Here is a 21,652-nt window from a genome sequence, read left to right as displayed (position 1 = left end):
TCCCTTCGGGACGGAATATCATGAGCTGCCAAAGTCCCGTGGAGGACAATATGATAGTAGAAAACGGGGTACACCGGAACATCAGGAAACAATCCGGCGGCCTGATTCGTTGGACAAATAAAAAGCTTATGAAGTGGGAAGAAAAAAACAATCAACTGGAAAAAGAATTCACCTTCAACAACTTTGTGGAAGCGGTCGATTTCGTTAACCGGGTAAAAGAACCGGCTGAAGCGATGCAACACCACCCCGATATTTTTATTCACAGCTATAAAAAGGTGAAAATTACGCTGACCACACACAGCGAGGGGCATGTGACACTGAAAGACCACGAACTGGCCGGAAAAATCGACGAGCTTGCTTAAGGCTTGATGACTTTCCGCAGTACGCCAGGCAAACTGAACAGGTCGTAATCGTTGTTGTAGATGATGTACTTGTTGACCCAGCGGGGTGAAAACTTATCCTTGAAACTCTTCAGCCCCTTGTAGTGGGCAAACGAGCGAAGCTTTTCGTACGCAAAGCGGATGGACTTCTCGGGGAAGTTACGCCCGGCGTCAATGCCCGCCATCGGGGCAAAGCCCATGTTCACCGCTTTGAACCCCTCCTTTTTCAGGAAGAAAAACATCTCCACCATCAAAAACTCAATGGTACCATTGGGCGCGTCCTTGGTTTTCCGGATTAAATCGTAAGTGGCCTCGCCTTCCACATAATCAGGCATGATGTTGGCAAAGGCAATCACCTTTTCCTCCGGACTTTCGATGGTCAGGATGGTTTGCTGCTTCAGTTCGTCGAAATCGAAAATGCCCTGCGAGAAGACCATTTCGCCATACCCGCGGTCGTCGAGCCATTCGTTCGATACTGCGTGGATTTTCTGCAGCGTTCCGTCCTTTACCGGAGGACGGTGCACGTTGAAAGTGTAACCGGCATCACGCAGTTTGTTGTTCGAATTCCGAAGTGACTTCTTCTCTTTTCCATCCGTGTTAAACGTCTCCATTTCCAGGATGGCCTCCTGACCGAAGTTCAGGGATTTCAGTTCGAGCGATTCATACACCGGCAAACTCTCTTCCGGTATGCGGTAATAAATGCTCTTCATCCCGTTGCCTTTGCAGAATTTTTCGAACTCGAGAATGATAACTGCCATGTCCTCATCGTTGGCGCAAACCGGATTTTCCAGTACCACCGCATAATTCCCGGCCACCCGGTACGACACGAATCCTTCTACACCTTCAGCGATGAAGAGCAGCTTGTCAGAATAGGTCTTGAAATAATCGAGCGGCGACCGGCCGTATTTCTGCACGAGTTTCTTTGCTTTCTCCAGCTCCGTTTCATCAATTTCCACCTCAATCACGTAAGGACGGATGAGTGAGTAGAGCAAAAATGCCATCGAAAGAAAACCGGAAATATTGATCGAACGCAGGAATGCTCTTGAATAAGCGCTGGTCGGATGCAAAATGTCGCTTCGGTACAAAAAGAAGTTCTGAATCGTATATTTCACCGACTGGTAGAAACTGAAGTCGATATTGAAGCGGGTTTTATCGAGGAAGTAGAAGCCCACCACACCGTAAATCAATACCGCCAACATGGTAAGCAGCGATGCCGCCAGCCCAATTCGGCCCAGCCGGGCGCTGTTCTGCACATAGTACTGTCGACGGGTAATCACCAATGCAATCAGCAAGAATAGCGAAAGCGTGGCTTCTTCGTAGTCGATGGCTTTGAACAGGTTTCCGAGGATGGACACAACAGTCAAGCCCAGGGCCATGTACCAGGCCGTTTTCGAGCCCTTTAGCAGGAAAGCGGAAACCACCAGCAACAGCAGTCCCACGGCAAAAACCGCGTCGTTGGAGATGTGCATAGCCGACAAGGGAAGGAAATTGTGCAGCATCTGGACCCGGCTGTGAATGGCCGGCGTCAAGGCTGAGATAATATTGACAATTCCGACCGCAAACGTCAGAAGAACCGGCAGCACTCGCAGTATCAGGTTATTCCTGACAAAGAGAAAACTAAATGCGCCCGCCAGCAACATTAACCAGAATTCGAAAAAGCGGTAGAGGAACGTGGCCGCAACAGCATCCGTCAGTGAGTAGCCATAGCGGACTAGAATAAAACTCAGCGAAAGCTCAATGGCTCCCAAACCACGCAGGAACGGCGAAGCGATCAGGAACAACACCGAGATGACGTAGCCCATCACCGCTGCTTCGATCGAAATGGGCAATCCCAGCGCCCACATCGCGATAAGCAGATGAGCAATCCCGATAAATTCGATAACTACCGAGACGATAACCGTGGCCAGAAATCCTTTCCGGTTAACGGCCACTGCCAGTATTTCATTGATCTGGGCTTCGAATGACGGACTCAGTTTGACAATCCACTGATACAGTTTCCCTCTTCGGACAATGGAGCGGAAAGCCCAGACAAATAGGAGAATCAATAAGATGGAACCACCCAGGGCGTACACCTCGTCGGATGAGACGGTGTGTTGAACGGCAGAAATGAGGATAGCCGGAACCGCCACAATCACCACCGACAGAATGCCCACGAACGCGTAGATGGAAGAGGCAAAGTGAATTTGCGATTTGGTTACCTGTTGCTCTTCGATGTCGCGGGTGAAGAATGCCAGCGAAGAGATTCCGCCTGCCGGCAGAAAAACGCTCACGAAATTGCGTTTCAGAAACAAAATCATGGCGCTGCGCAAGGTGATGCGCTGGTTCACACTACGAAAACTGTAGAAGTACATCAATCCCTGCACGCCTATGTAAATGGCTGCCAGAGCAACACCGGCCAGCACCTTCAGCCGGGAGGCGTTTTCCAGCGTCTCGCGGATTTGCACCAACTCCGACCGTTCGTGCTTCACGAAATAAACGGCCAGGCCAATAAACAGAAAAGCCAGAATGGCCTGAAAGATAATACGACGGTTTTCGCGAATGAGGGTGATGGTCATTTGCGGTAATTCGCGCCGCCAGCGAGCACTCTTCAAATTTATCTGCATCAGTGATTGTGATTATACCACCGTAAACAAAGTTAACAAAATGAAGTTTTGCTTTCACGACTTTTTATGAGCAGGTATGTTTTGCTGCGGCCCACGTTCCCGGCTAAACTGACCTTCTTCTCCCAGCTACCGGGTCCTTCTATTCCGGTACGAACCCTTTCGCCCCTCTTACCGAGCTTTTCTAGCTTGGTCCAGACCATTTCTGTCCTGGTCCGGACCATTTCTCCCCAGCTCCCGTGCCTTTTTCCCCAGGTACAGCCCCTTTCTATTCCGGTACGGAGCCTTTTCTCCCCAGTCCTGCCCCTCTCAACCCAGGTACCGACCTCTTCAATCCAGGTACGGCCCCGTTTTGTCTGATGACCGGGCATTTCTACCTTTTACTTCAGCATTTCTGACGGGTGCCCGGGCATTTCTTCCGGTTACCCGCCTGTACCGGCTACCATTTTTCGCTTCAGCAGCTGAGCATTGATGGCTACGATGACGGTACTCAGACTCATGAAGACGGCTCCCACCGCCGGGCTAATCAGAATTCCGGCACCATACAGCACACCGGCTGCCAGCGGGATGGCCACCACGTTGTATGCGGTTGCCCAGATGAAGTTCTGAATCATCTTCTTATACGTTTCTTTACCGAAAAGAATCAACGCCGAAATGTCGAGCGGATTGCTGTTGACCAGGATGATATCGGCGGTTTCGGCAGCGATGTCGGTTCCTGAGCCCACGGCAATCCCTACATCGGCAGTTGCCAGGGCCGGCGCATCGTTGATACCGTCACCCGTCATGGCTACAAACTCGCCGCTTTTCTGGTATTCCTTCACTTTTTCCAGTTTCTGGTCGGGCAGCACGCCGGCAAAATAATCGTCGAGGCCCAGCTCGTCTGCTACACTTTTGGCTACTTGTTCATTATCACCGGTCATCATGACCAGTTTCAGACCTGCTTTCTTCAGCTGCTTAACCGCCTGGTACGACTCCTCGCGTATTTCGTCAGCCATGGCGATGAAACCGGCCAGCTCTTCGTCGACCAGTACGAACACAACCGTTTCCTGGTTATTTTTAAACGCCTCGTCCGGCAGTTCGATGTTTTGCTCCTTCACGTAATCCGGGCTTACCACCTTCACGTTCTTCCCATCGACGGACGCCTGAATTCCTTTTCCCGTTAAGGAATCGAACTCTTTCGCCCCGGGAACATCGACGCCTTCGTCTTTCACCTTCTGCATAATTCCGGCGGCCAGCGGGTGTTCCGATTGTGCCTCCAGGGCACCGGCCAGTTTCAGCACCTCTTTATCCGAAAATTTTTCCGCGAAAGCGCCATACCGGGTGACCCCGAAATTCCCTTTGGTGAGCGTACCCGTTTTATCGAACACCAGCAGGGAAACTTTCCGGGCATTCTCGAAAGCCGTCCGGTTCCGGATCAGGAGTCCGCGTCGAGCCGACACAGCAGTAGAAATAGCCACGACCAACGGTACCGCCAGCCCCAATGCGTGCGGACAGGTAATCACCATCACGGTGGCCATCCGCTCCAGCGCAAAGACAAACGATTTTCCCAGAGCCAGCCAGGTAGCCAGTGTTCCGAACCCGATGGTCAGCGCAATCAGCGTCAGCCAGAAGGCAATCCGGTCGGCCAGGTGTTGTGTGCGCGACTTCTCGGCCTGCGCATCCCGCACCATGTTGATGACCTTGTTCAAATAGGCATCCTCGCCCACCTGCTTCACTGTCACTTCCAGCGAACCATTTCCGTTAACCGTACCGCCAATCACCTCGTCGCCGGTCGATTTTTTCACCGGTTTCGATTCGCCGGTTACCATCGCTTCGTTCACGTTGCTCTCGCCTTTGCTCACTTCGCCGTCCACGGGAATTTTCTCGCCCGGACGTACCAGCACCACATCATCCTGGTTGAGTTGGTCGACCTTCACATCTTCGGTTTCGCCATTGGACAAACGGTGAGCTTCCGAAGGCATCATCTCGACGAGCATCTGCAACGAGCGGGACGCTCCCACTACGGATTTCATCTCGATCCAGTGGCCCAGCAACATGATATCGATTAAGGTAGCCAGCTCCCAGAAAAAGGTCTGCCCTTTCACACCAAATGTAGTGGCCGAACTGTATCCCCAGGCGACGGTTACCGCTACCGCGATGAGGGTCATCATGCCCGGCAGCTTTTGTTTCAGCTCCGATACGAGTCCTTTTAAAAACGGCCAGCCCCCGTAGAAATAGATGAAGGTGGACAGGACAAACAGCAGGTAGTTGCTGAAGCCCAGGTTGAGCTGATAGCCCAACAGGTTTTGAATCATGGGCGACAGCACCAGGATAGGGATGGTCACGATGAGCGAAATCCAGAACCTTCGCCGGAAATCGACAATCATGTGCGCGTGGTGCCCCGCATGATCGTGATGAGAATGGTCATGATGCCCGTGTTCCGAATTTCCGTGTTGATGGTGATGTTCCTGGTGTTGATGATGATGTTCACCATGCTGATGATCGGTATGATGTTCGTGTTGATGATCCATAGTTGCTTTTTTAGGTTAACAAAATCGATAACTGAACGAATGCACCGTCCGGAGGAGATTGATGACAACGCAAAAATTTTCGGAACGGGTGAAGCCGATTTACGACTTCACTCATTCCGAATAAGGGTATTTCTATTTAATAATACGCCTCAACTCATTAATTGTTCATCATTCCTCTTCTCATTCTGTTGTTGTACATGTTGCCATTCTGCATGGAATTCATCATCCAACCCTGAAATTCCTTCTGCTGTGAATCGTTCAGAACTGACTCCATCTGCTGCACAGTTTTATAGGCATCTATTCCGATATTAATTCCTGCATCGGTGCAACTCTGCAGCTGTTTACGCACTACTTCGGGTGAAGCATTATTTTGCAGCAATGACTGCAGTTTCAGTTGCCGTTTTTGTCGTAAAGCCTGCATGTCGACCTCTTTCTTCTGATAAGCCGTTTGCAGGTCAATCAGTTTCTCGGTCTGGTCGGAAGTAAGCGCCAATTGTGACTGCATATGAGGCAGCATAGCCACCACGCGTTCGTACCGCCACATGGGCAAAGTTCCGCCCATCATCATCATGTGAGAATAGTTACCATTCATCATGCCCTGGCCCATCATTCCGCCGGACATCATTCCGTAGTTTCCCTGCATCATCATGCCGGATTGGTTATGCATGTTACGCATGGTTCCCTGATTCATGTTTGATTGTGCTTCAGCTGTTAGCCCTGTTGCCAGGAGTACAGCGACAATCAGTACCGCAATTTTCTTCATCTTAAATTCTCCTCTAATTTTTTATTTCAACATCTGATTCTTTACATCGGGCCATCACCCGGAAACAGTTTGTGCCGATTTATTTTCGTTGCAATCGGTAATTTCTTTCACCTGGCAGGCTGCGCATCCTTCCGAGCTATCGTTGGGATCCATCGAGCAAGAGTGGGCTTCGAATGTTGCTTTCGGATCGAAAAGCATTTTCACTCCCAACGCTAACATCACGATGGCTACCAGTACAATTGATATGAGAAATATTTTGAAAAACATGACTCCTGATTTTTATGATTCAACTTCGGTTACCTGTGTATTGTATACCATTGCTAGTTCCTGTTGTGTAGCTTTTGATCGATTTCCGTTTTCATCGGAACCTCCTTCCCTTTTGATTTCAAAGGTAAAACCAACCCGCAAGCTAGCTGTTACACAATCTGTGATAAGATTTATACATTCTGCAGGTTATCCTGTTTTTTAGATTTTTTAACATGAAATCTTCTTATGAGGCTGTTGGTTGTCTTCAATTTCCTGTTGCTGGAATTGAGTTTTATGAATTAACTGCTAACTTTAGTCATCATCAAAGTATCTATGACCATGAATGATATAAAAGCCGTTGAAGTGTTTGCCGGAACCAGTTGGGAATCCGGTTTAGTGAAAAGCCTGCTGGAAAATGCGGAGATTGAAGTATTTGTTCAGGATGAAATACAGGGAAATTTAGTGCCCTGGTACACGAGTCCCGGAGGAACAAGTTCGATCCGACTGGTGGTTTCCAGCGAAGATGAAGAAAAAGCCCGCGAAGTAGTAAACCAGTATTTGACTGATACAGCCCACCGTTAACCGTAAATGGAAAAATCAAACGATAACTTTTTTGTCCGCAGAAAACGGGCCTTTGGCCATGCCGGGAGAGGATTGCGTCTCCTTGCCGGGAAAGAGGTTCATTTCCGCATACACCTGATCGCTTTCATCGTGGTGCTGGCGGTTGGTTGGTGGACAGGACTCTCCACTGTCGAATGGCTTAGCATTATCATTGTGAGCGGACTGGTGCTTGCGGCCGAGGCCTTTAACAGCGTACTGGAACGACTTTGCGACTTCGTATCGCCGGAGTATCATGCACGAATAAAAGATATCAAAGATATGTCGGCAGCAGCCGTTACCCTGGCAGCGATTGCAGCCTTTGTCACCGGATTGATTATTTTCATTCCCAAACTTATTTTCCCACTGTTTTCATAACCGAAAAGAATAGATGAAGATCGAACACATTGCTATCTGGACGCTCCATCTGGAAGAGATGAAAACGTTCTATGAGACTTATTTCTCGGCGAAAGCCGGAAAACAATACCACAACCCGGCCAAACAGTTTCGCTCGTATTTTCTTTCGTTTGATGAAGGTCCGCGAATGGAGCTGATGCACCGGCCGGGAATGAGTCAGAACTCGGGCAGCACCGATCTGACCGGCATCACACACCTGGCCTTTTCGGCAGGCAGCAGGGCAGCTGTTGACCAACTCACTGAAAAGTTACGCCACGAAGGATATGTTGTTGCTGGAGAACCCCGCGTAACCGGAGACGGCTACTACGAAAGCGTCATTCTCGATCCGGATGGAAACCATATTGAAATTACCGAGTAAAACAAAATGCCGGATATAAATGTCTTCTCTTTACATACCATGGTTGACTTGCCATGATGAATGATGTAAATTTACTCTGCGGACACTCCAACCATGCCTGAAACATGAATCTACAACTAACCAGTAAAAAGCTATTTTGTGAAGAGTTCCATTTATAATAATCTGAATAATCCTGAAAAGCTGGAAGAGCTTTACCAGTCCAATCCCAAACGGTTTGAGGCAGCCTTTCGGGAACTATCTCCTTACCTCACCGATAAGCCGGGCTTTGACTTTTGGATGGCCCGCCTTGATTACCAGAAAACGGAAACACCCGCCGAAAAGGAACGGTACCGAAATAGTCTTTGGTTGCTGGTTCTTTGCAGTGTTTTTGCCATTTTCCTCATCCGGCTCCCCGACATAGCCGGATGGAAGGCCGAGGATTTTTATCCGCCCAATGCGCCGTTCATCGTCTTTGCAGCGATGACTATTTACATTTTCTTCGACCGGAAAAGATGGAGCAAAAGTCGCTTTGGCCAGGTTATCGTCTTGTTGATTGTTCCTGCGATCTACATCAATCTGCTGCCGGGCTATTTTAACAACGACATCAGTAGGTTGATCTATATCCATTCCCCTGTACTTCTTTGGGGCATCTTTGGCTGGGTTTATATCAATTTCAACCGGAGGGATTTGTCGCGTCGCGCTGTTTTCATCCGTGCCAACGGCGATATCATCATACTGACCGGCTTACTCCTGATTGCCGGCGGCATCATGACGGGGTTAACACTGGGCCTCTTCGATGTAATTCATCTCAACATTAAAAGATTCTATCTATTCAATATCGTTCCTGCCGGGTTGGTTTCCGCTCCCATAGTTAGTTTGTGGGTTATCCGGCACCACCCGACCATCACGAATAAACTCGCCCCGGTCATCGCCCGAATATTCACACCATTGGTTTTTCTCTCATTGCTCGCCTATCTGGTTGCGCTTCCATGGGCCGGCCCGAATTTATTCAGCGACCGTGAATTTCTGTTGCTCTTCAACCTGATGTTGCTCGCCGTTGCGGCCATCATTGCTTTCTCTATATCGGAAACCAAGCAGAAAGCCAGCCGTTTCAATCTTTACATGTTGTTTGGACTGACCGTTATGGCCGGAATTGCGAACCTGATGGCTTTAGTTGCCATTGTGCACCGCATCAGCGAATACGGGATTACGCCCAACCGCTTTTCGGTTATCGCCATCAATATTCTGCTGTTTGTCCACTTGATATTTATCGGACGGCGATTGGGGCAGGTCATTTTTCATGGCAAAAAAGTCCAGGTTGTGGAAAAAGCGATCACGTCGTATTTGCCGGTCTATCTGCTGTGGGCAGGATTCGTCGTTTTCTTTTTCCCGATTATTTTCGGCGCCTATTAAAACTCCAGCGTAAGCTGAACAGGAATTCCTTCGCCCGGGAGGGTTAAATTTGACATGGTCAAGCCCAAAAGACGAACTCCTTTTTGTGCCGCTTCGTCGTAAGGCAACAAATCTACACCAGTGCGGTAGAGCTGTTCCATGCCAATAACGCTTCCGCTGAAGGTATGGCTCCGGGTAATCTGCTCGAAGTCGGCATATTTCACTTTTAACGTGATGGTTTTTCCCATCGCCTGCTTCTTCTTCACCCGGTTCCAGACAATTTCGGCAATGATTTCCAGTTCGTGTTGCAACTCTTTCGCATCATACAAATCACGGTCAAAGGTCCTCTCGCCGCCGATGGATTTTCGTTCCCGGTTCGGGTTTACCGGACGATTGTCAATACCCCGGGCAATATCGTAGTAATAGCTTCCGGCTTTGCCAAACGAACGAATGAGTTCAGCCCGATCGAATTTCTTCAGGTCGCGACCAAAATGAATGCCCATTTCATGTAAGCGGGCTGCCGTTACTTTTCCAACCCCGAAGAACTTATCAATCTCCAGTTTTTCCACAAATGCTTCAGCCTCTTCTGGCGGAATGACGAACAAGCCATCCGGTTTCCGGTAGTCGGAAGCAATCTTTGCCAGGAATTTGTTGCAGGAAACGCCCGCAGAAGCTGTCAGATTCACTTCTTCTTTTATTCGCTGCTTGATTTCACAGGCAATCAACGTTGCCGACGGTTTTCCTTTCTTGTGAAAAGTAACATCCAGAAAAGCCTCGTCGAGCGAAAGCGGCTCCACCAAATCGGTATATTCATGAAAAATAGATTGGATGTGCTCTGAAACCTGGCGGTAGATATCAAAATGAGGTTTCACGAAAATCAGGTTAGGACATTTTCGGGCAGCCGTTACCGAGGGCATGGCCGATCTGACACCGTACCTCCTCGCTTCGTAACTGGCCGCAGCCACCACACCCCGCTGCCGGCTTCCACCAACAGCAACAGGTTTTCCACGTAATTCGGGATTATCGCGCTGCTCCACTGACGCATAGAAAGCGTCCATGTCGATATGGATAATTTTTCTGGCCGGTTCCATCACGGATTTCGTCTATACAAAGTTAACAGGGAAATTGAATTTTGTATTCCAATTCTTCTGTCCGCTTCTTTAAACCCACTTAATTTATTGGTATTTCAGACGGCATACGTTATTTTTGCCGGCCTTGTAATTTTGAGACCATGCACTGTTTAGCTAACAATATACAATACCTCCGTACCCGGAAATCGATGTCGCAACGCCAGCTGGCCAGCCAGGTAAAGCTGAGTGTTTCCACCATTCGCTCCGTCGAAAAAGGAAATTCGTTACCAAGGCTCACCACACTACAAAAGCTGGCTGAAGCTTTCAACTACTCGCTGGATGAGTTGCTCCGTACCGATTTGAAAAGTCAGGCAGAGACCATTCCGGAAAACCTGGATGGCTCAAAGATTCGCGTACTGCCAATTATGGTGGACGAGGAGAGCCAACAGGAGAAAGTATCTTTGGTTCCGGTTAAAGCAGTAGCCGGTTATGTGCGCGGGCTTTCGGACACGACATACATTGCCGGACTTTCTCATTTCGCCATGCCTTTTCCTGAACTGTCCGCTGAGCGTACCTACCGGGTTTTTCAGATTGAAGGAGAAAGTATGCTTCCGGTGCTACCGGGCTCATACATCATTTGTGAATATTTGCAGGATTGGGCGCTCATTCGTCCGGGAAACCTTTATGTGGTGGTCACCCGCGACGACGGCATTGTTTTCAAAAGGCTTTACCCCGGGAAGGAAAAGCACTTGCTCGAATTCCACTCCGATAATCCGGAATTCGAGCCTTATACCCTGGAGTTGAGTAATATTTTGGAAATCTGGCCAGCCCGTGGCTTTGTCAGTTTTACCTTTCCTGAATAACAGACGGTCTGTTAATTCCTTTTACCAGAATTTGGCGTTCCCGGCTTTCGACCTTTGCCGCCGGAGCGCTGTCCGCCACCTTTTCCACCTTTACGGTAGGGCTTTCCACGGCCTTTCCCTTTAAACTCCCTCGGATTGTATTCAGGTGATTTTCCCAATTCGGGAGGAACCGGCACTTTGGTCACTTCCCGCTCAATCAGGTTTTCAATCTTCTTGAAATCGTGCTGATCTTTTTCAGTAATGAAGGTAATGGCAACACCGGAGCGCTGCGCACGCGCCGTCCGGCCAATACGGTGCACATAATCCTCGGCATCGTTGGGCACATCGAAGTTCAGCACCAGGTCGATGCCTTCGATATCGATTCCGCGGGAAAGAATATCGGTAGCCACCAGAATTTGTGTTTTCTTATTCCGGAAGTTGCGCAGTACTTCCTCCCGTTCCCCCTGATCCAAATCAGAACTAATACCATCCGTGCGGAATTTCATCTTCTTCAGCTCCCGCACAATCTGCGTTACATTTGCCTTCCGGGAAGTAAAAATGAGGATGCTCTCAAAATCCTCTTTATCCTTCAACAGACTGCTAACCAAATGCAGTTTCTGAGGCTCGTAAGCCATGTAAGCCACCTGCAGAATATTTTCAGCCGGCTTGGAAATTGCTATGTTCACCTCTTCCGGGTTCCGAAGAATGTTATTGGCCAGTTTGCGGATTTTAGGCGGCATAGTAGCCGAGAAAAGCAACGTCTGCCTTTCGACGGGCAACTCGCGAACAATTCTCATAATGTCATCGAAAAAGCCCATGTCAAGCATCCGGTCGGCTTCGTCCAGAATCAGGTGACGAACCGTCGAGAAGTCTCCGTAACGCAAATTCATGTGCGCCAGTAACCGTCCGGGTGTGGCCACAATAATGTCGGCACCTTTTCGGAGTGCTACTCTCTGCCGCTCGAAAGCGTTCGCTTCGCCACCGCCATATACGGCAATCGATGAAACCGGGCAAAAGTAGGAAAAGCCTTCTATTTGCTGATCGATTTGCAGCACCAGCTCCCTCGTCGGGGCGATGATGAGCGTATCGATTCCTTTGCTGCCTTCGCGGGAAACGCGGTTGAGTACCGGCAACAGGTAAGCTGCTGTTTTCCCGGTTCCAGTCTGGGCACAGGCAATCAGGTCCTTTTCCTGAAAAATAACCGGCATGGCCAATTCCTGCACAGGCGTGCAGTCCTCAAATCCCATGGATTCGAGTCCGTCCATTACTTCCGGTTCAAAATCAAATTCGGTGAATTTCAATGTTATTGGGTTTACTGTTTTTAATTCTTTAAACTGAGTTGGGTATACGCTCCGGAGATTTTATTCCGAAACAATTCATTTTCCTGCTAAGCTATAAACTATTCGACATAAAGCACTAGTCCCTTCAAATATTCTCCTTCCGGATGATAAATATCGATTGGATGATCAGCTGGTTGCGTCAGTTGATGCAGGATGCGCACCTTTCGTTTCGCGATAGCCGCACCTGAAAAAACCGCCTGCCGGAACTGGTCCTTGCTCACCGCTTGCGAGCAGGAGAAGGTGAAGACAATTCCACCGGAACGAATCTGCGAAAAAGCTCTTGCATTGAGCTTCTTGTAACCCTGTAAAGCTTGTCGCACCACTCGCTGATGCTTCGCAAAAGCGGGCGGGTCGAGTACAATCAGGTCGTACTTGTCTTTAATGTCGCGCATGAAATCAAATGCGTCGGCTGTAAAAGCCTCGTGCCTTTTGTCGCCCGGAAAATTCAGTTCCACATTCCGGTTGGTCAATTCAATGGCTTTCGCCGAAGCATCGACTGAATGGACGAGTCGCGCACCACCATTCATGGCATAAAACGAAAAGCCTCCGGAATAGCAGAACATATTCAGTACATCGCGATCTTTGGCATAATCGGCAAGCAATTTCCGGTTTTCTCTTTGGTCAACGAAGAACCCGGTTTTTTGTCCGGTTTCCCAGTCCACTTCGAATTTGTTGCCGTATTCCATCACTTCCCGGGTGATCGATTCGCCCCACAGGTAACCATCCTCCGGTTCTACATCCGCTTTGTAGGGAAGCGTTTTGGCACTTTTATCATAAATAGCTGTTACCCGCTCGCCCAGCACGTTCCGGATGGCTTCAGCAATCAACGAACGGTTGAGCCACATACCCACCGAGTGCGCTTGATAAACCACCGTGCCATTGTAATAGTCGACGATGAGTCCCGGCATACCGTCGCCTTCGCCATGAATGAGCCTGAATACATTGGTATCGTCCCGTTCCGTTAATCCGATCTCCTGACGGAGTTTCCACGCCGATGCAATTTTTTCGGTCCAGAAGGCCAAATCAGGAACTTCTTCCTCGAAAGAGAAAACCCGCACCATGATGGAGCCAATCTGGTAGTGTCCAAATCCAAGAAAACGACGCTCATGATTGTAAACAGCCACGACATCGCCCTCTTCCACCGGACCTTTTACTTTTTGAATAGCACCTGAAAAAATCCACGGATGAAACCGAAGCAACGATTCATCCTTACCCTTTTTCAGAATGATTTTTGAAAAACCTTGCATTTGCTTTATTGATGGTTAATTAACGATACCGGGAATGAATAAGGTATCGTCCTGTCGGGATCAGATAGCCATCTGACCTTCCATTTCGAGCAGGCGAACATATATTTCATACGAAACCCAGGCATCAGTTGCCGCATAAATTTGTTGCGGCACCGTTAAAACCGGAGCTTCCCAGTTAGTCAAACGCTGTGATTTAGAAATACGGAATCCCAATACAATGCCGGCCAGTTTCTTCAGACTGAAATTCTCAATGCCGAAATCCTTGACGTACTCCTGCAACTCGACAAATCCTCCCGGACGGAAATGATTGACATTCTTCAAAATCTTGATATCGTCACGAATGGCTGCCCCGCTTTTTACAATTTTCGGATTGGAAAGGATACGAACCAAACTTTCCGGAAGGCCGATTTTGTTAATGCGGAATAAAAATGCTTTGTCAGAAGTAGAAAGCTGAAGAAGAGCCACCGGATTGGTTTGCCCTTTTTTGAATGAAGGACGCGTTTCAGTATCAAAACCAAGAATGAGCTGCTGCTCCAGATAACGAGCCGCTTCATCCACCTGTTCCAGTGTTTCGACAAGCTGAATCTCTCCCTCGAAATGACTCAAAGGCAATTCGTTCAGTTCATCTTTCGAAATACACTTATGTAAAACAGTTGTTTCTTCCTTCATAATTAAAAATCTTCCTACTCCCCTCTGAAATTCTTGAATTGCTGTTTCAGAATCCAGTCAGGACTATCAATTTGTTCCTCATCATCTTTCTTTTCAGCCTCTTTCTTCTTTGCATCTTCAGACAGATCCACATCGCCAAAAGTGAGATTGTGCAATGCACGAAGACCGTTAACCAGACGCTGTCCCCAGTATTCTGCAAAATTATTACGACACTCCAATAACGCATCGTTCATCACTTCAACGGTGCCAATGCGATAAGAAAGAATGAAATCTTTCAGATCCTGATAGATATCGGCCATATTTTCCGCCAGGCTTCCTTCAACAGGACCTTCGCTGTATTGCATCATTGGATCGAAAACTTCCAGGTAGGCGTCGTGCTCGCCAAGTTTCACCTGCAATTTCCGGTGCAGGTAGTTGTAATCTTCTTCAGCAACAAACTTTTCCGGCTCATCCTCCAGCATTTCCTCCACTTCCGGAAGCAGAGAAGCTTTCAGGTAAAGCAACGGAAAAATCTTTTGCATCTTATGCACGAAATCCTTCCTGTTAAGATCATCCATCGTTTCCAACGTGGCGCAATACTCATTGGCCACTGTCACGAACTCGATTACGTTGACTGAATAGACAATATGTGAAGTTTCCCCTTCCATTAGCTGATGAGAAATGTTTTTTCTAAATCAGCCACAAAGGTAATATAAAAAAGCGAGAGACCTCAGGAGTTTGCCTTAAGCTTCAGTCAGGATTCTCTACAATGTAAACGTCCGTCGGAACCGTTTATTATGTCGCCATTATCTAGCATCCAGCGGGTCACACCCAACACTTGTTTTTCCTTTCCATCCACTTCGCGCACCAACTCCTGAATAGCCAGCGGCTGTTCAAGTAGCAATTCGTTTACCTTCCGGGAAATATGTTCGAACTCCGAGCGGGTTACACCAGCCTGATGTTCCCGCCGGCAAACATCGCATTCACCGCACGGTTGCCCATCCGTTTGTCCGAAATAATTGAGCAGAACCACGCTCCGGCATTGCTCTTCCTGCGCCGCGTAATGAATGACGGCATCCACCCGGTCGAGAAACTGCTGTTTGCGAATGGCATAATTCTCCGGACTGATTTTGATGCGTTTTTCTTCAATGCGTTCCTTCGTAAAAATGATCAGCGCACTTTTTCGGCGCGGAATATAGTGAACCACTTTCAATGTATTCAGGCGGCTCAGGTATTCCTTCACCACATCAACAGTCGTTTTGGCCCGTTGCGCCAGAATTTGCTCATTTACTACCGTGAATTCGCTGAAAACACCGGTATAAGAGCGGAGCAGCAACTTGACAAATGCATCGAACGAAGCATTGGCGACCTGGAACTTATAAAGTTCATCCCGGGTTATCCGGAAAAAGATACGCGACGAATGTTCCAATTCGTCCGTGAACTCCAGATAACCTTCTCGCTGCAGTATTTTCAGACAATGAAAAACCGCCAATGGCTGGAGGTTGAAATTACGCGAAAAGTCAGCCAGGTTAAAATCGAACACGCGTCCTTTTCCTGTCCCAACGGCTACGCTAAAATAATTTCCCAGCGCCTTGTACACCCGGCGAATCATCTCCATTTCCGGAAAACTGTCGGTTACTTGCTTATGCAATCGGCGCTTGTCGGTCGCATTGAACAGCAAAACAGCCGCCGCCCTTTTACCATCACGACCGGCCCGGCCGGCTTCCTGAAAGTAAGCCTCCAGCGAATCAGGCAAATCGACGTGAATCACAAAACGGACATCCGGCTTATCGATGCCCATTCCAAACGCATTGGTGGCAACAATGACCCGCGACTTGCCACTCATCCATTCATCCTGCTTCCGTGCGCGGATTTCAGGTGCCAACCCGGCATGGTAAAAATCGGCGGAGACACGCTCTCTTCTCAGCAATTCGGTAATCTCCCGGGTTTTCTTCCGGCTCCGAACGTAAACCACACCGCTGCCTTTCGCTTTTTTCACCGTTTCCACCAGATAGCCCAGCTTGTCTTCCTTTTGCCGGACCATGTACACCAGGTTTTCACGGTAGAAACTCTTTTGCAGGACATTCTTCTCTTTGAATTTCAGCTTATCCTGAATATCATCGACCACATCGGGAGTAGCTGTCGCTGTCAGCGCCAATATGGGAACTTCCGGGAAATGTTCACGCAAAGAAGCGATATTCAGATACGAAGGACGAAAATCATAACCCCATTGCGAGATACAATGCGCTTCGTCCACCGTAATCAAATTCAGGTTCATCCGGTGCAGGTACTCCTGAAACGAAGCGCTGGCCAATCGTTCCGGAGAAACGTATAGAAACTTGTAATCGCCATAAACCGCGTTCTTCAGGGTTACATCAATCTCCATCGAAGTCATTCCCGAGTATACGGCCAATGCTTTGATGCAGCGCTTTTTCAGATTCTCCACCTGATCTTTCATGAGCGCAATCAGCGGCGTTACAACCAGGCATAATCCCTCGTTTGCCATCGAGAAAACCTGGAACGTAATGGACTTTCCACCTCCGGTAGGCATTAATCCCAACGTATCTTTCCCCGAGACAACCGATTGAATAATCTCCTCCTGCAACGGACGAAAATCGTCGTAGCCCCAGTATTTCTTTAATATTTCGTGAAAATCGCTCATATGATCAGTTGCACAAATTTAGGAAATACCCTCATCAAAAACAGAGCAATTCATTTTCTTTCATATCACTGTTGATTTCTGGTCTAAACCTCCATATCAGATGAAGTACATTTCACACATTTTTCTTATTTTAGCCCATCATTCACCTAAAAGCTTTACCCATGTCGTTTCTGTCCGATAAAGTTGTTCATGAAGGCCTCACCTTTGATGATGTGCTGCTCGTACCTGCCTACTCAGAAGTGCTCCCCAGAGACGTGGATATCTCTTCCAATTTTACCCGGAATATCCGGTTGAATACGCCCATTGTTTCGGCGGCCATGGATACTGTGACCGATTCGAAGCTGGCTATCGCGATTGCCCGCGAAGGAGGCATCGGGGTGATTCACAAAAACATGAGCATCGAAGCGCAGGCAAAGCAGGTGACGATTGTGAAACGGGCAGAAAACGGAATGATTTACGACCCCATTACTATCTCGAAAGAGAAGAAAGTGGGTGATGCTCTCTCCATAATGGAAACATTCAAGATTGGGGGAATTCCCGTGGTAGATGCTGCCGGTTTACTGGTAGGGATTGTGACCAATCGCGACCTCCGGTTTGAACGCGATTTGCAGCGCCCCATAGCGGAAGTGATGACAGTCGAAAATCTGATTACCACTGATGTATCGACCAACCTGGAAAAGGCTGCCGATATTTTGCAACAATATAAAATCGAAAAGCTCCCCGTTGTCGATAAGCACAACAAACTCATTGGACTGGTTACCTACAAGGACATTACCAAAGCGAAAGACAAGCCGCGGGCTTGTAAAGATGAGAAGGGCCGCTTGCGCGTAGCCGCTGCGGTTGGTGTAGCACGTGATACTATTGAACGAATTGATGCGCTGGTGGAAGCACAGGTAGATGCCATTGTGATTGACACCGCACATGGTCATTCGCGTGGCGTGTTGGAAATGCTGAAAAAGGCAAAAAATAAATATCCCGAGAAGGAATTCGTCGTTGGAAATATTGGTACGGCTGAAGCTGCCTCCGAGCTCGTTTTCGCCGGGGCGGATGCTGTTAAAGTTGGTATCGGGCCAGGTTCCATTTGCACCACCCGCATCGTGGCCGGCGTGGGTATACCGCAACTTTCGGCTATTTACAGTGTGGCCAAAGCCATTAAAAACAGTGGCGTTCCGATTATCGCTGACGGCGGACTGCGCTATTCCGGCGATATCGTGAAAGCACTGGCTGCCGGTGCGCACAGTGTGATGGCCGGTTCTTTGTTTGCCGGTGTGGAAGAGTCACCCGGCGAAACCATCATTTACCAAGGACGGAAATTTAAATCCTACCGGGGAATGGGCTCCATCGAAGCCATGCAGGAAGGTTCAAAAGACCGCTATTTCCAGGATGTTGAAGATGACATAAAAAAACTGGTTCCGGAAGGCATTGTTGCCCGGGTTCCATACAAAGGCACATTGTACGAGGTACTTTTTCAGATGGTTGGTGGCCTGCGGGCTGGAATGGGATACTGCGGAGCACATAACATTCACAAGTTGCACGAAGCAAAATTCACCCGAATCACCAATGCAGGCGTTACCGAAAGTCATCCGCATGATGTTTCCATTACCCGTGAGGCACCTAATTATTCACGGGATAACAATTAATGTCATTTTCGACAACACAAAAAACGACATACTTTTCATTTTTAGCTAAATAGCCCTTAAGTTCATGCTCAAATCCATTTGCAGTGTACTGCTCCTTCTCCTGCTAACGTTAACCGGAATTTCGGCTAATGCCAAAGAGAAACAGGTCATCATGACCATTGGCGGCGATAAAATTTACAGCGATGAATTTCTCCGGATGTACCGTAAAAATAATTTGAGTCTGCCGGATTCCCTCCAGAAAACGCCACAACAGTATTTACAGCTTTTCATCGACTTTAAACTAAAAGTTCGGGCAGCGGAAGCGCACGGAATGGATACGCTCAGTTCCTTCAAAAGCGAACTGGCCCGTTACCGGGAAGAAGCGGCCTCTCCTTACCTGACCGATTCCACCATCGACGAACAGTTGGTACGGACAATGTACCACCGGATGACGACCGAGGTAAAAGCTTCGCATATCCTGATACGGATTCCGCGCAATGCCTCTCCGGCCGACACACTGAAAGCATGGAATCAAATCAACGACCTGCGTCAGCGAGCCGTGAATGGAGACGATTTTGCCAAGTTAGCCCTCAACTATTCACAAGATCCATCGGCCAGGAACAACAAAGGTGAACTGGGTTATTTCAGTGGCTTCATGATGGTATATCCATTTGAAAAAGCAGCTTATGAAACTCCTGTGGGACAAATCTCTCCCATCGTTCGCACCCGTTTTGGTTATCACCTGATAAAAGTTGAAGACAAAAGGCCATCGCCGGGCGAAATGCACGCAGCGCACATCATGTTTTTTGTCCGTCCGGGAAGCAGTCCGGAAGCAGAGGCACAAATCCACGCAAAAGCAGATAGTGTTTACCGAATGCTGCAAAACGGCGCCGACTTTGCTCAACTGGCAAAAAAATACTCCGACGATAAAAAGAGTGGCGCAAATGGTGGCGTGCTGCCCTGGTTCCGTTCCGGACGAATGATTCCCGAAATTGCAGAAACAGCCTTTGCTCTGAAGAATGATGGCGATTACTCAAAGCCCGTTCGCTCGCCGTATGGCTGGCACATCGTTAAAAGATTAGCGGTCAAACCGGTCCCCACCTTCGATGAATTGCGTCCGAAGATTGTAGCAAACCTGAAAAAATCTCCGGAAAGGAATCAGGAAGCTAAAGCAGCTTTCATCAGGAAATTAAAATCGGAATACACGCTCAACGAAAATCCGACTACACAGGAATGGCTTTCTTCGTTAAACGGAAGTACCAAAGACTCACTTCAGGCGAAAGCCGAATCGACGACAAACAAACCACTGTTCAGCATCAACAAAAAACCTTTTAGCCAGGCTGAATTCATCAATTTCATTCAGCAAAAAAAACACAACCACAAGCCACTGACCAAAGAACAAATCGATAATTATTACGACCATTTTAAAGACCAAAGTTTTCTGAAGTACGAAGATTCGCAGCTTGAAAAGAAATACCCGGATTTCCGGTTATTGGTAAAAGAGTACCACGATGGCCTTCTGCTATTCAATATTACCGACCAAAAAGTCTGGCAGAAAGCAGCAAAGGACACGACAGGGCTGAAGGAATTTTATGCAAATCATCGTGAAAATTACCGAACGGAAAGATATTTCGGCGGGACTGTTTATCTTTGTCCCTCGCATAAAATTGCGACTGAGGTTGATAAAATGGTAGAAGCGGGCAAAGACAGTACAATCATCATCCAAAAACTTAAAAACCTTGAAGGTTTTTCTCACCGAACGGGAAAATTCAAAGAGGGAGACAACCCCGCTGTCGATTTTTACATCTTCAATGATAAGGACACAATAACAAAGACACAAGCCGGATTAGCTGTATTGCAGGGCAAATCGCACCCCAGGGGGTATGAGCCGCTAAAAGACGTAAGGGGAACCTGCCTGGCAGACTACCAGGATTACCTTGAAAAACAATGGGTAAAACAGCTGCGGCAGAAATATCCGGTGAAAGTGAAACAGCAGGCAATAAACAGAATTTTGAAGCACACGGCAGAAAAATGAGGAACATATTTTTAGCACTGGCAGGCATAGTGATTCTTTTTACAGCCTGTCAGAAAGGAAACAAGGGAAACGGAAAAAATGCAATTGCGAAAGTTGGTGATAAATACCTTTACCGGGAAGATTTAGCCAGTGCCCTGCCGAAAGATATCAACAGCACAGACAGTACCAGGCTGGCGAGCGACTATATTCAACGATGGATTCACCAAGAATTGATTTTGCAAAAGGCGGAAGAAAACCTGACCCCGGAACAGAAAAATGTGGAACACGAACTGCAGGAATACCGGGCATCGTTGTTAATCCATAAATACCAGGAAGAATGGGTTCACCAACGACTCGACACCGCAGTAACAGAAAAAGACATTCGGGATTTTTACGACCATAATCCTGAGAAATTCAACCTCAACCAGGATCTGATTCAGGGAATTTACATGGAAGTTCCCAAGGAAGTAGACCATACCAGCGAAATCAAAAAGTGGATGTTGTCCAATAAATCGGAAGACATCTCGGCCTTGGAAGTATTTAGTTTTCAATATGCTACCAAATATGACAATTTTTCAAGCAAGTGGATGGAATTCAGCCGCATTGAATCACGTTTACCGATGGAAATTATGAATACGGACCGCTTTTTGCGACGGAATAATTTCATTGAAACCACCGATTCCGTCAGTGCTTATTACGTTGCTATTAAAGATTTTCGCGTAAAAGGGGAAAAAGCTCCGTTCAACTTTGTGAAGGATCGGATAGAAAACTTAATTTTGAACAGCCGAAAAATGGAGCTAATAAAGGAGCTAGAGAAAAAAATTTACGAAAAAGGGGAAGAAGACAATCTTTTCACCATCATGAAATGAACATGATTCCCGGAAACACTTATTGAAATAACGCTTCCCGATCATGCGAATTCCATGTGGCAATTAAAAAAGATTAGAGATAAACACAAGAAATGATAA

General features: G+C 47.8%; 19 protein-coding genes. 9 read left to right on the top strand and 10 right to left on the bottom strand.

Annotated elements, in window-relative coordinates; all coding sequences use genetic code 11:
- Positions 1–128 precede the first annotated feature (128 nt).
- Complete coding sequence (locus GJU87_RS02440; protein ID WP_106542255.1) at positions 129–362, top strand: 4a-hydroxytetrahydrobiopterin dehydratase; 234 nt, start codon at positions 129–131, stop codon at positions 360–362.
- On the opposite strand, the gene GJU87_RS02435 is transcribed toward GJU87_RS02440, so the two are convergent.
- The 4 genes from GJU87_RS02435 to GJU87_RS02420 form a co-directional block, all read right to left on the bottom strand.
- Positions 359–2,983 (bottom strand): phosphatidylglycerol lysyltransferase domain-containing protein, encoded by a 2,625-nt coding sequence (locus tag GJU87_RS02435; protein WP_153638050.1) that lies wholly within the window; start codon positions 2,981–2,983, stop codon positions 359–361. The genes GJU87_RS02440 and GJU87_RS02435 overlap by 4 nt on opposite strands.
- A gap of 419 nt (positions 2,984–3,402) precedes the next feature.
- Entirely contained in the window at positions 3,403–5,490 is a 2,088-nt protein-coding gene (locus tag GJU87_RS02430; RefSeq protein WP_153638049.1) for a copper-translocating P-type ATPase, read from the bottom strand.
- 157 nt (positions 5,491–5,647) lie between these two features.
- Entirely contained in the window at positions 5,648–6,253 is a 606-nt protein-coding gene (locus GJU87_RS02425) for a hypothetical protein (protein WP_153638048.1), read from the bottom strand.
- Positions 6,254–6,307: 54 nt separating this feature from the next.
- A complete protein-coding gene (locus GJU87_RS02420; protein WP_106542259.1) occupies positions 6,308–6,520 on the bottom strand; it encodes a hypothetical protein in 213 nt (70 codons plus the stop codon).
- A gap of 318 nt (positions 6,521–6,838) precedes the next feature.
- Here GJU87_RS02420 and GJU87_RS02415 point away from each other — a divergent pair, with 318 nt between their 5' ends.
- The 4 genes from GJU87_RS02415 (at position 6,839) to GJU87_RS02400 (ending at position 9,263) form a co-directional block, all read left to right on the top strand.
- Positions 6,839–7,081: a DUF2007-related protein gene (locus tag GJU87_RS02415; RefSeq protein ID WP_194831420.1), complete on the top strand. Its 243-nt coding sequence runs from the start codon at positions 6,839–6,841 to the stop codon at positions 7,079–7,081.
- Between the two features lie 6 nt (positions 7,082–7,087).
- Entirely contained in the window at positions 7,088–7,474 is a 387-nt protein-coding gene (locus GJU87_RS02410) for a diacylglycerol kinase (protein WP_153638046.1), read from the top strand.
- Positions 7,475–7,487: 13 nt separating this feature from the next.
- Positions 7,488–7,871, top strand: a complete 384-nt coding sequence (locus tag GJU87_RS02405; RefSeq protein WP_153638045.1) for a VOC family protein — start codon at positions 7,488–7,490, stop codon at positions 7,869–7,871.
- Between the two features lie 138 nt (positions 7,872–8,009).
- Complete coding sequence (locus GJU87_RS02400; RefSeq protein ID WP_153638044.1) at positions 8,010–9,263, top strand: DUF4153 domain-containing protein; 1,254 nt, start codon at positions 8,010–8,012, stop codon at positions 9,261–9,263.
- On the opposite strand, the gene dinB is transcribed toward GJU87_RS02400, so the two are convergent.
- Positions 9,260–10,333 (bottom strand): DNA polymerase IV, encoded by a 1,074-nt coding sequence (gene dinB, locus GJU87_RS02395; RefSeq protein ID WP_153638043.1) that lies wholly within the window; start codon positions 10,331–10,333, stop codon positions 9,260–9,262. The two genes, GJU87_RS02400 and dinB, sit on opposite strands and share 4 nt — an antisense overlap.
- 140 nt (positions 10,334–10,473) lie before the next feature.
- On the opposite strand from dinB, the gene GJU87_RS02390 reads away from it, so the two are divergent.
- Positions 10,474–11,175 carry an XRE family transcriptional regulator gene (locus tag GJU87_RS02390; protein ID WP_153638042.1) on the top strand — a complete coding sequence of 234 codons (702 nt, stop codon included), beginning with the start codon at positions 10,474–10,476 and terminating at the stop codon, positions 11,173–11,175.
- Positions 11,176–11,186: 11 nt separating this feature from the next.
- Here GJU87_RS02390 and GJU87_RS02385 read toward each other — a convergent pair whose 3' ends face one another.
- The 5 genes from GJU87_RS02385 to GJU87_RS02365 form a co-directional block, all read right to left on the bottom strand.
- A complete protein-coding gene (locus GJU87_RS02385) occupies positions 11,187–12,455 on the bottom strand; it encodes a DEAD/DEAH box helicase (RefSeq protein ID WP_153638041.1) in 1,269 nt (422 codons plus the stop codon).
- Positions 12,456–12,553: 98 nt separating this feature from the next.
- Positions 12,554–13,741 carry a class I SAM-dependent rRNA methyltransferase gene (locus GJU87_RS02380; protein WP_153638040.1) on the bottom strand — a complete coding sequence of 396 codons (1,188 nt, stop codon included), beginning with the start codon at positions 13,739–13,741 and terminating at the stop codon, positions 12,554–12,556.
- A 60-nt stretch (positions 13,742–13,801) separates the two neighbouring features.
- Positions 13,802–14,410 carry a 3'-5' exonuclease gene (locus tag GJU87_RS02375; protein WP_153638039.1) on the bottom strand — a complete coding sequence of 203 codons (609 nt, stop codon included), beginning with the start codon at positions 14,408–14,410 and terminating at the stop codon, positions 13,802–13,804.
- A 14-nt stretch (positions 14,411–14,424) separates the two neighbouring features.
- On the bottom strand, positions 14,425–15,057 hold the full coding sequence (locus tag GJU87_RS02370; protein WP_153638038.1) for a DUF5063 domain-containing protein: 633 nt from the start codon (positions 15,055–15,057) through the stop codon (positions 14,425–14,427).
- Between the two features lie 86 nt (positions 15,058–15,143).
- Entirely contained in the window at positions 15,144–17,051 is a 1,908-nt protein-coding gene (locus GJU87_RS02365; RefSeq protein ID WP_153638037.1) for an ATP-dependent DNA helicase RecQ, read from the bottom strand.
- A gap of 161 nt (positions 17,052–17,212) precedes the next feature.
- Here GJU87_RS02365 and guaB point away from each other — a divergent pair, with 161 nt between their 5' ends.
- From guaB to GJU87_RS02350, 3 genes are all read left to right on the top strand, one after another.
- Positions 17,213–18,691 (top strand): IMP dehydrogenase, encoded by a 1,479-nt coding sequence (gene guaB / locus GJU87_RS02360; RefSeq protein ID WP_153638036.1) that lies wholly within the window; start codon positions 17,213–17,215, stop codon positions 18,689–18,691.
- A gap of 64 nt (positions 18,692–18,755) precedes the next feature.
- Positions 18,756–20,705 (top strand): peptidylprolyl isomerase, encoded by a 1,950-nt coding sequence (locus GJU87_RS02355; RefSeq protein WP_153638035.1) that lies wholly within the window; start codon positions 18,756–18,758, stop codon positions 20,703–20,705.
- Positions 20,702–21,553, top strand: a complete 852-nt coding sequence (locus tag GJU87_RS02350) for a hypothetical protein (protein WP_153638034.1) — start codon at positions 20,702–20,704, stop codon at positions 21,551–21,553. The genes GJU87_RS02355 and GJU87_RS02350 overlap by 4 nt, the downstream gene beginning before the upstream one ends.
- Positions 21,554–21,652 lie beyond the last annotated feature (99 nt).

It is taken from the genome of Prolixibacter sp. NT017, assembly GCF_009617875.1.
Classification (GTDB): Bacteria; Bacteroidota; Bacteroidia; order Bacteroidales; family Prolixibacteraceae; genus Prolixibacter.
Note: the sequence above shows the minus strand (reverse complement) of the source record. Positions and strands in the feature narration are given on the sequence as shown.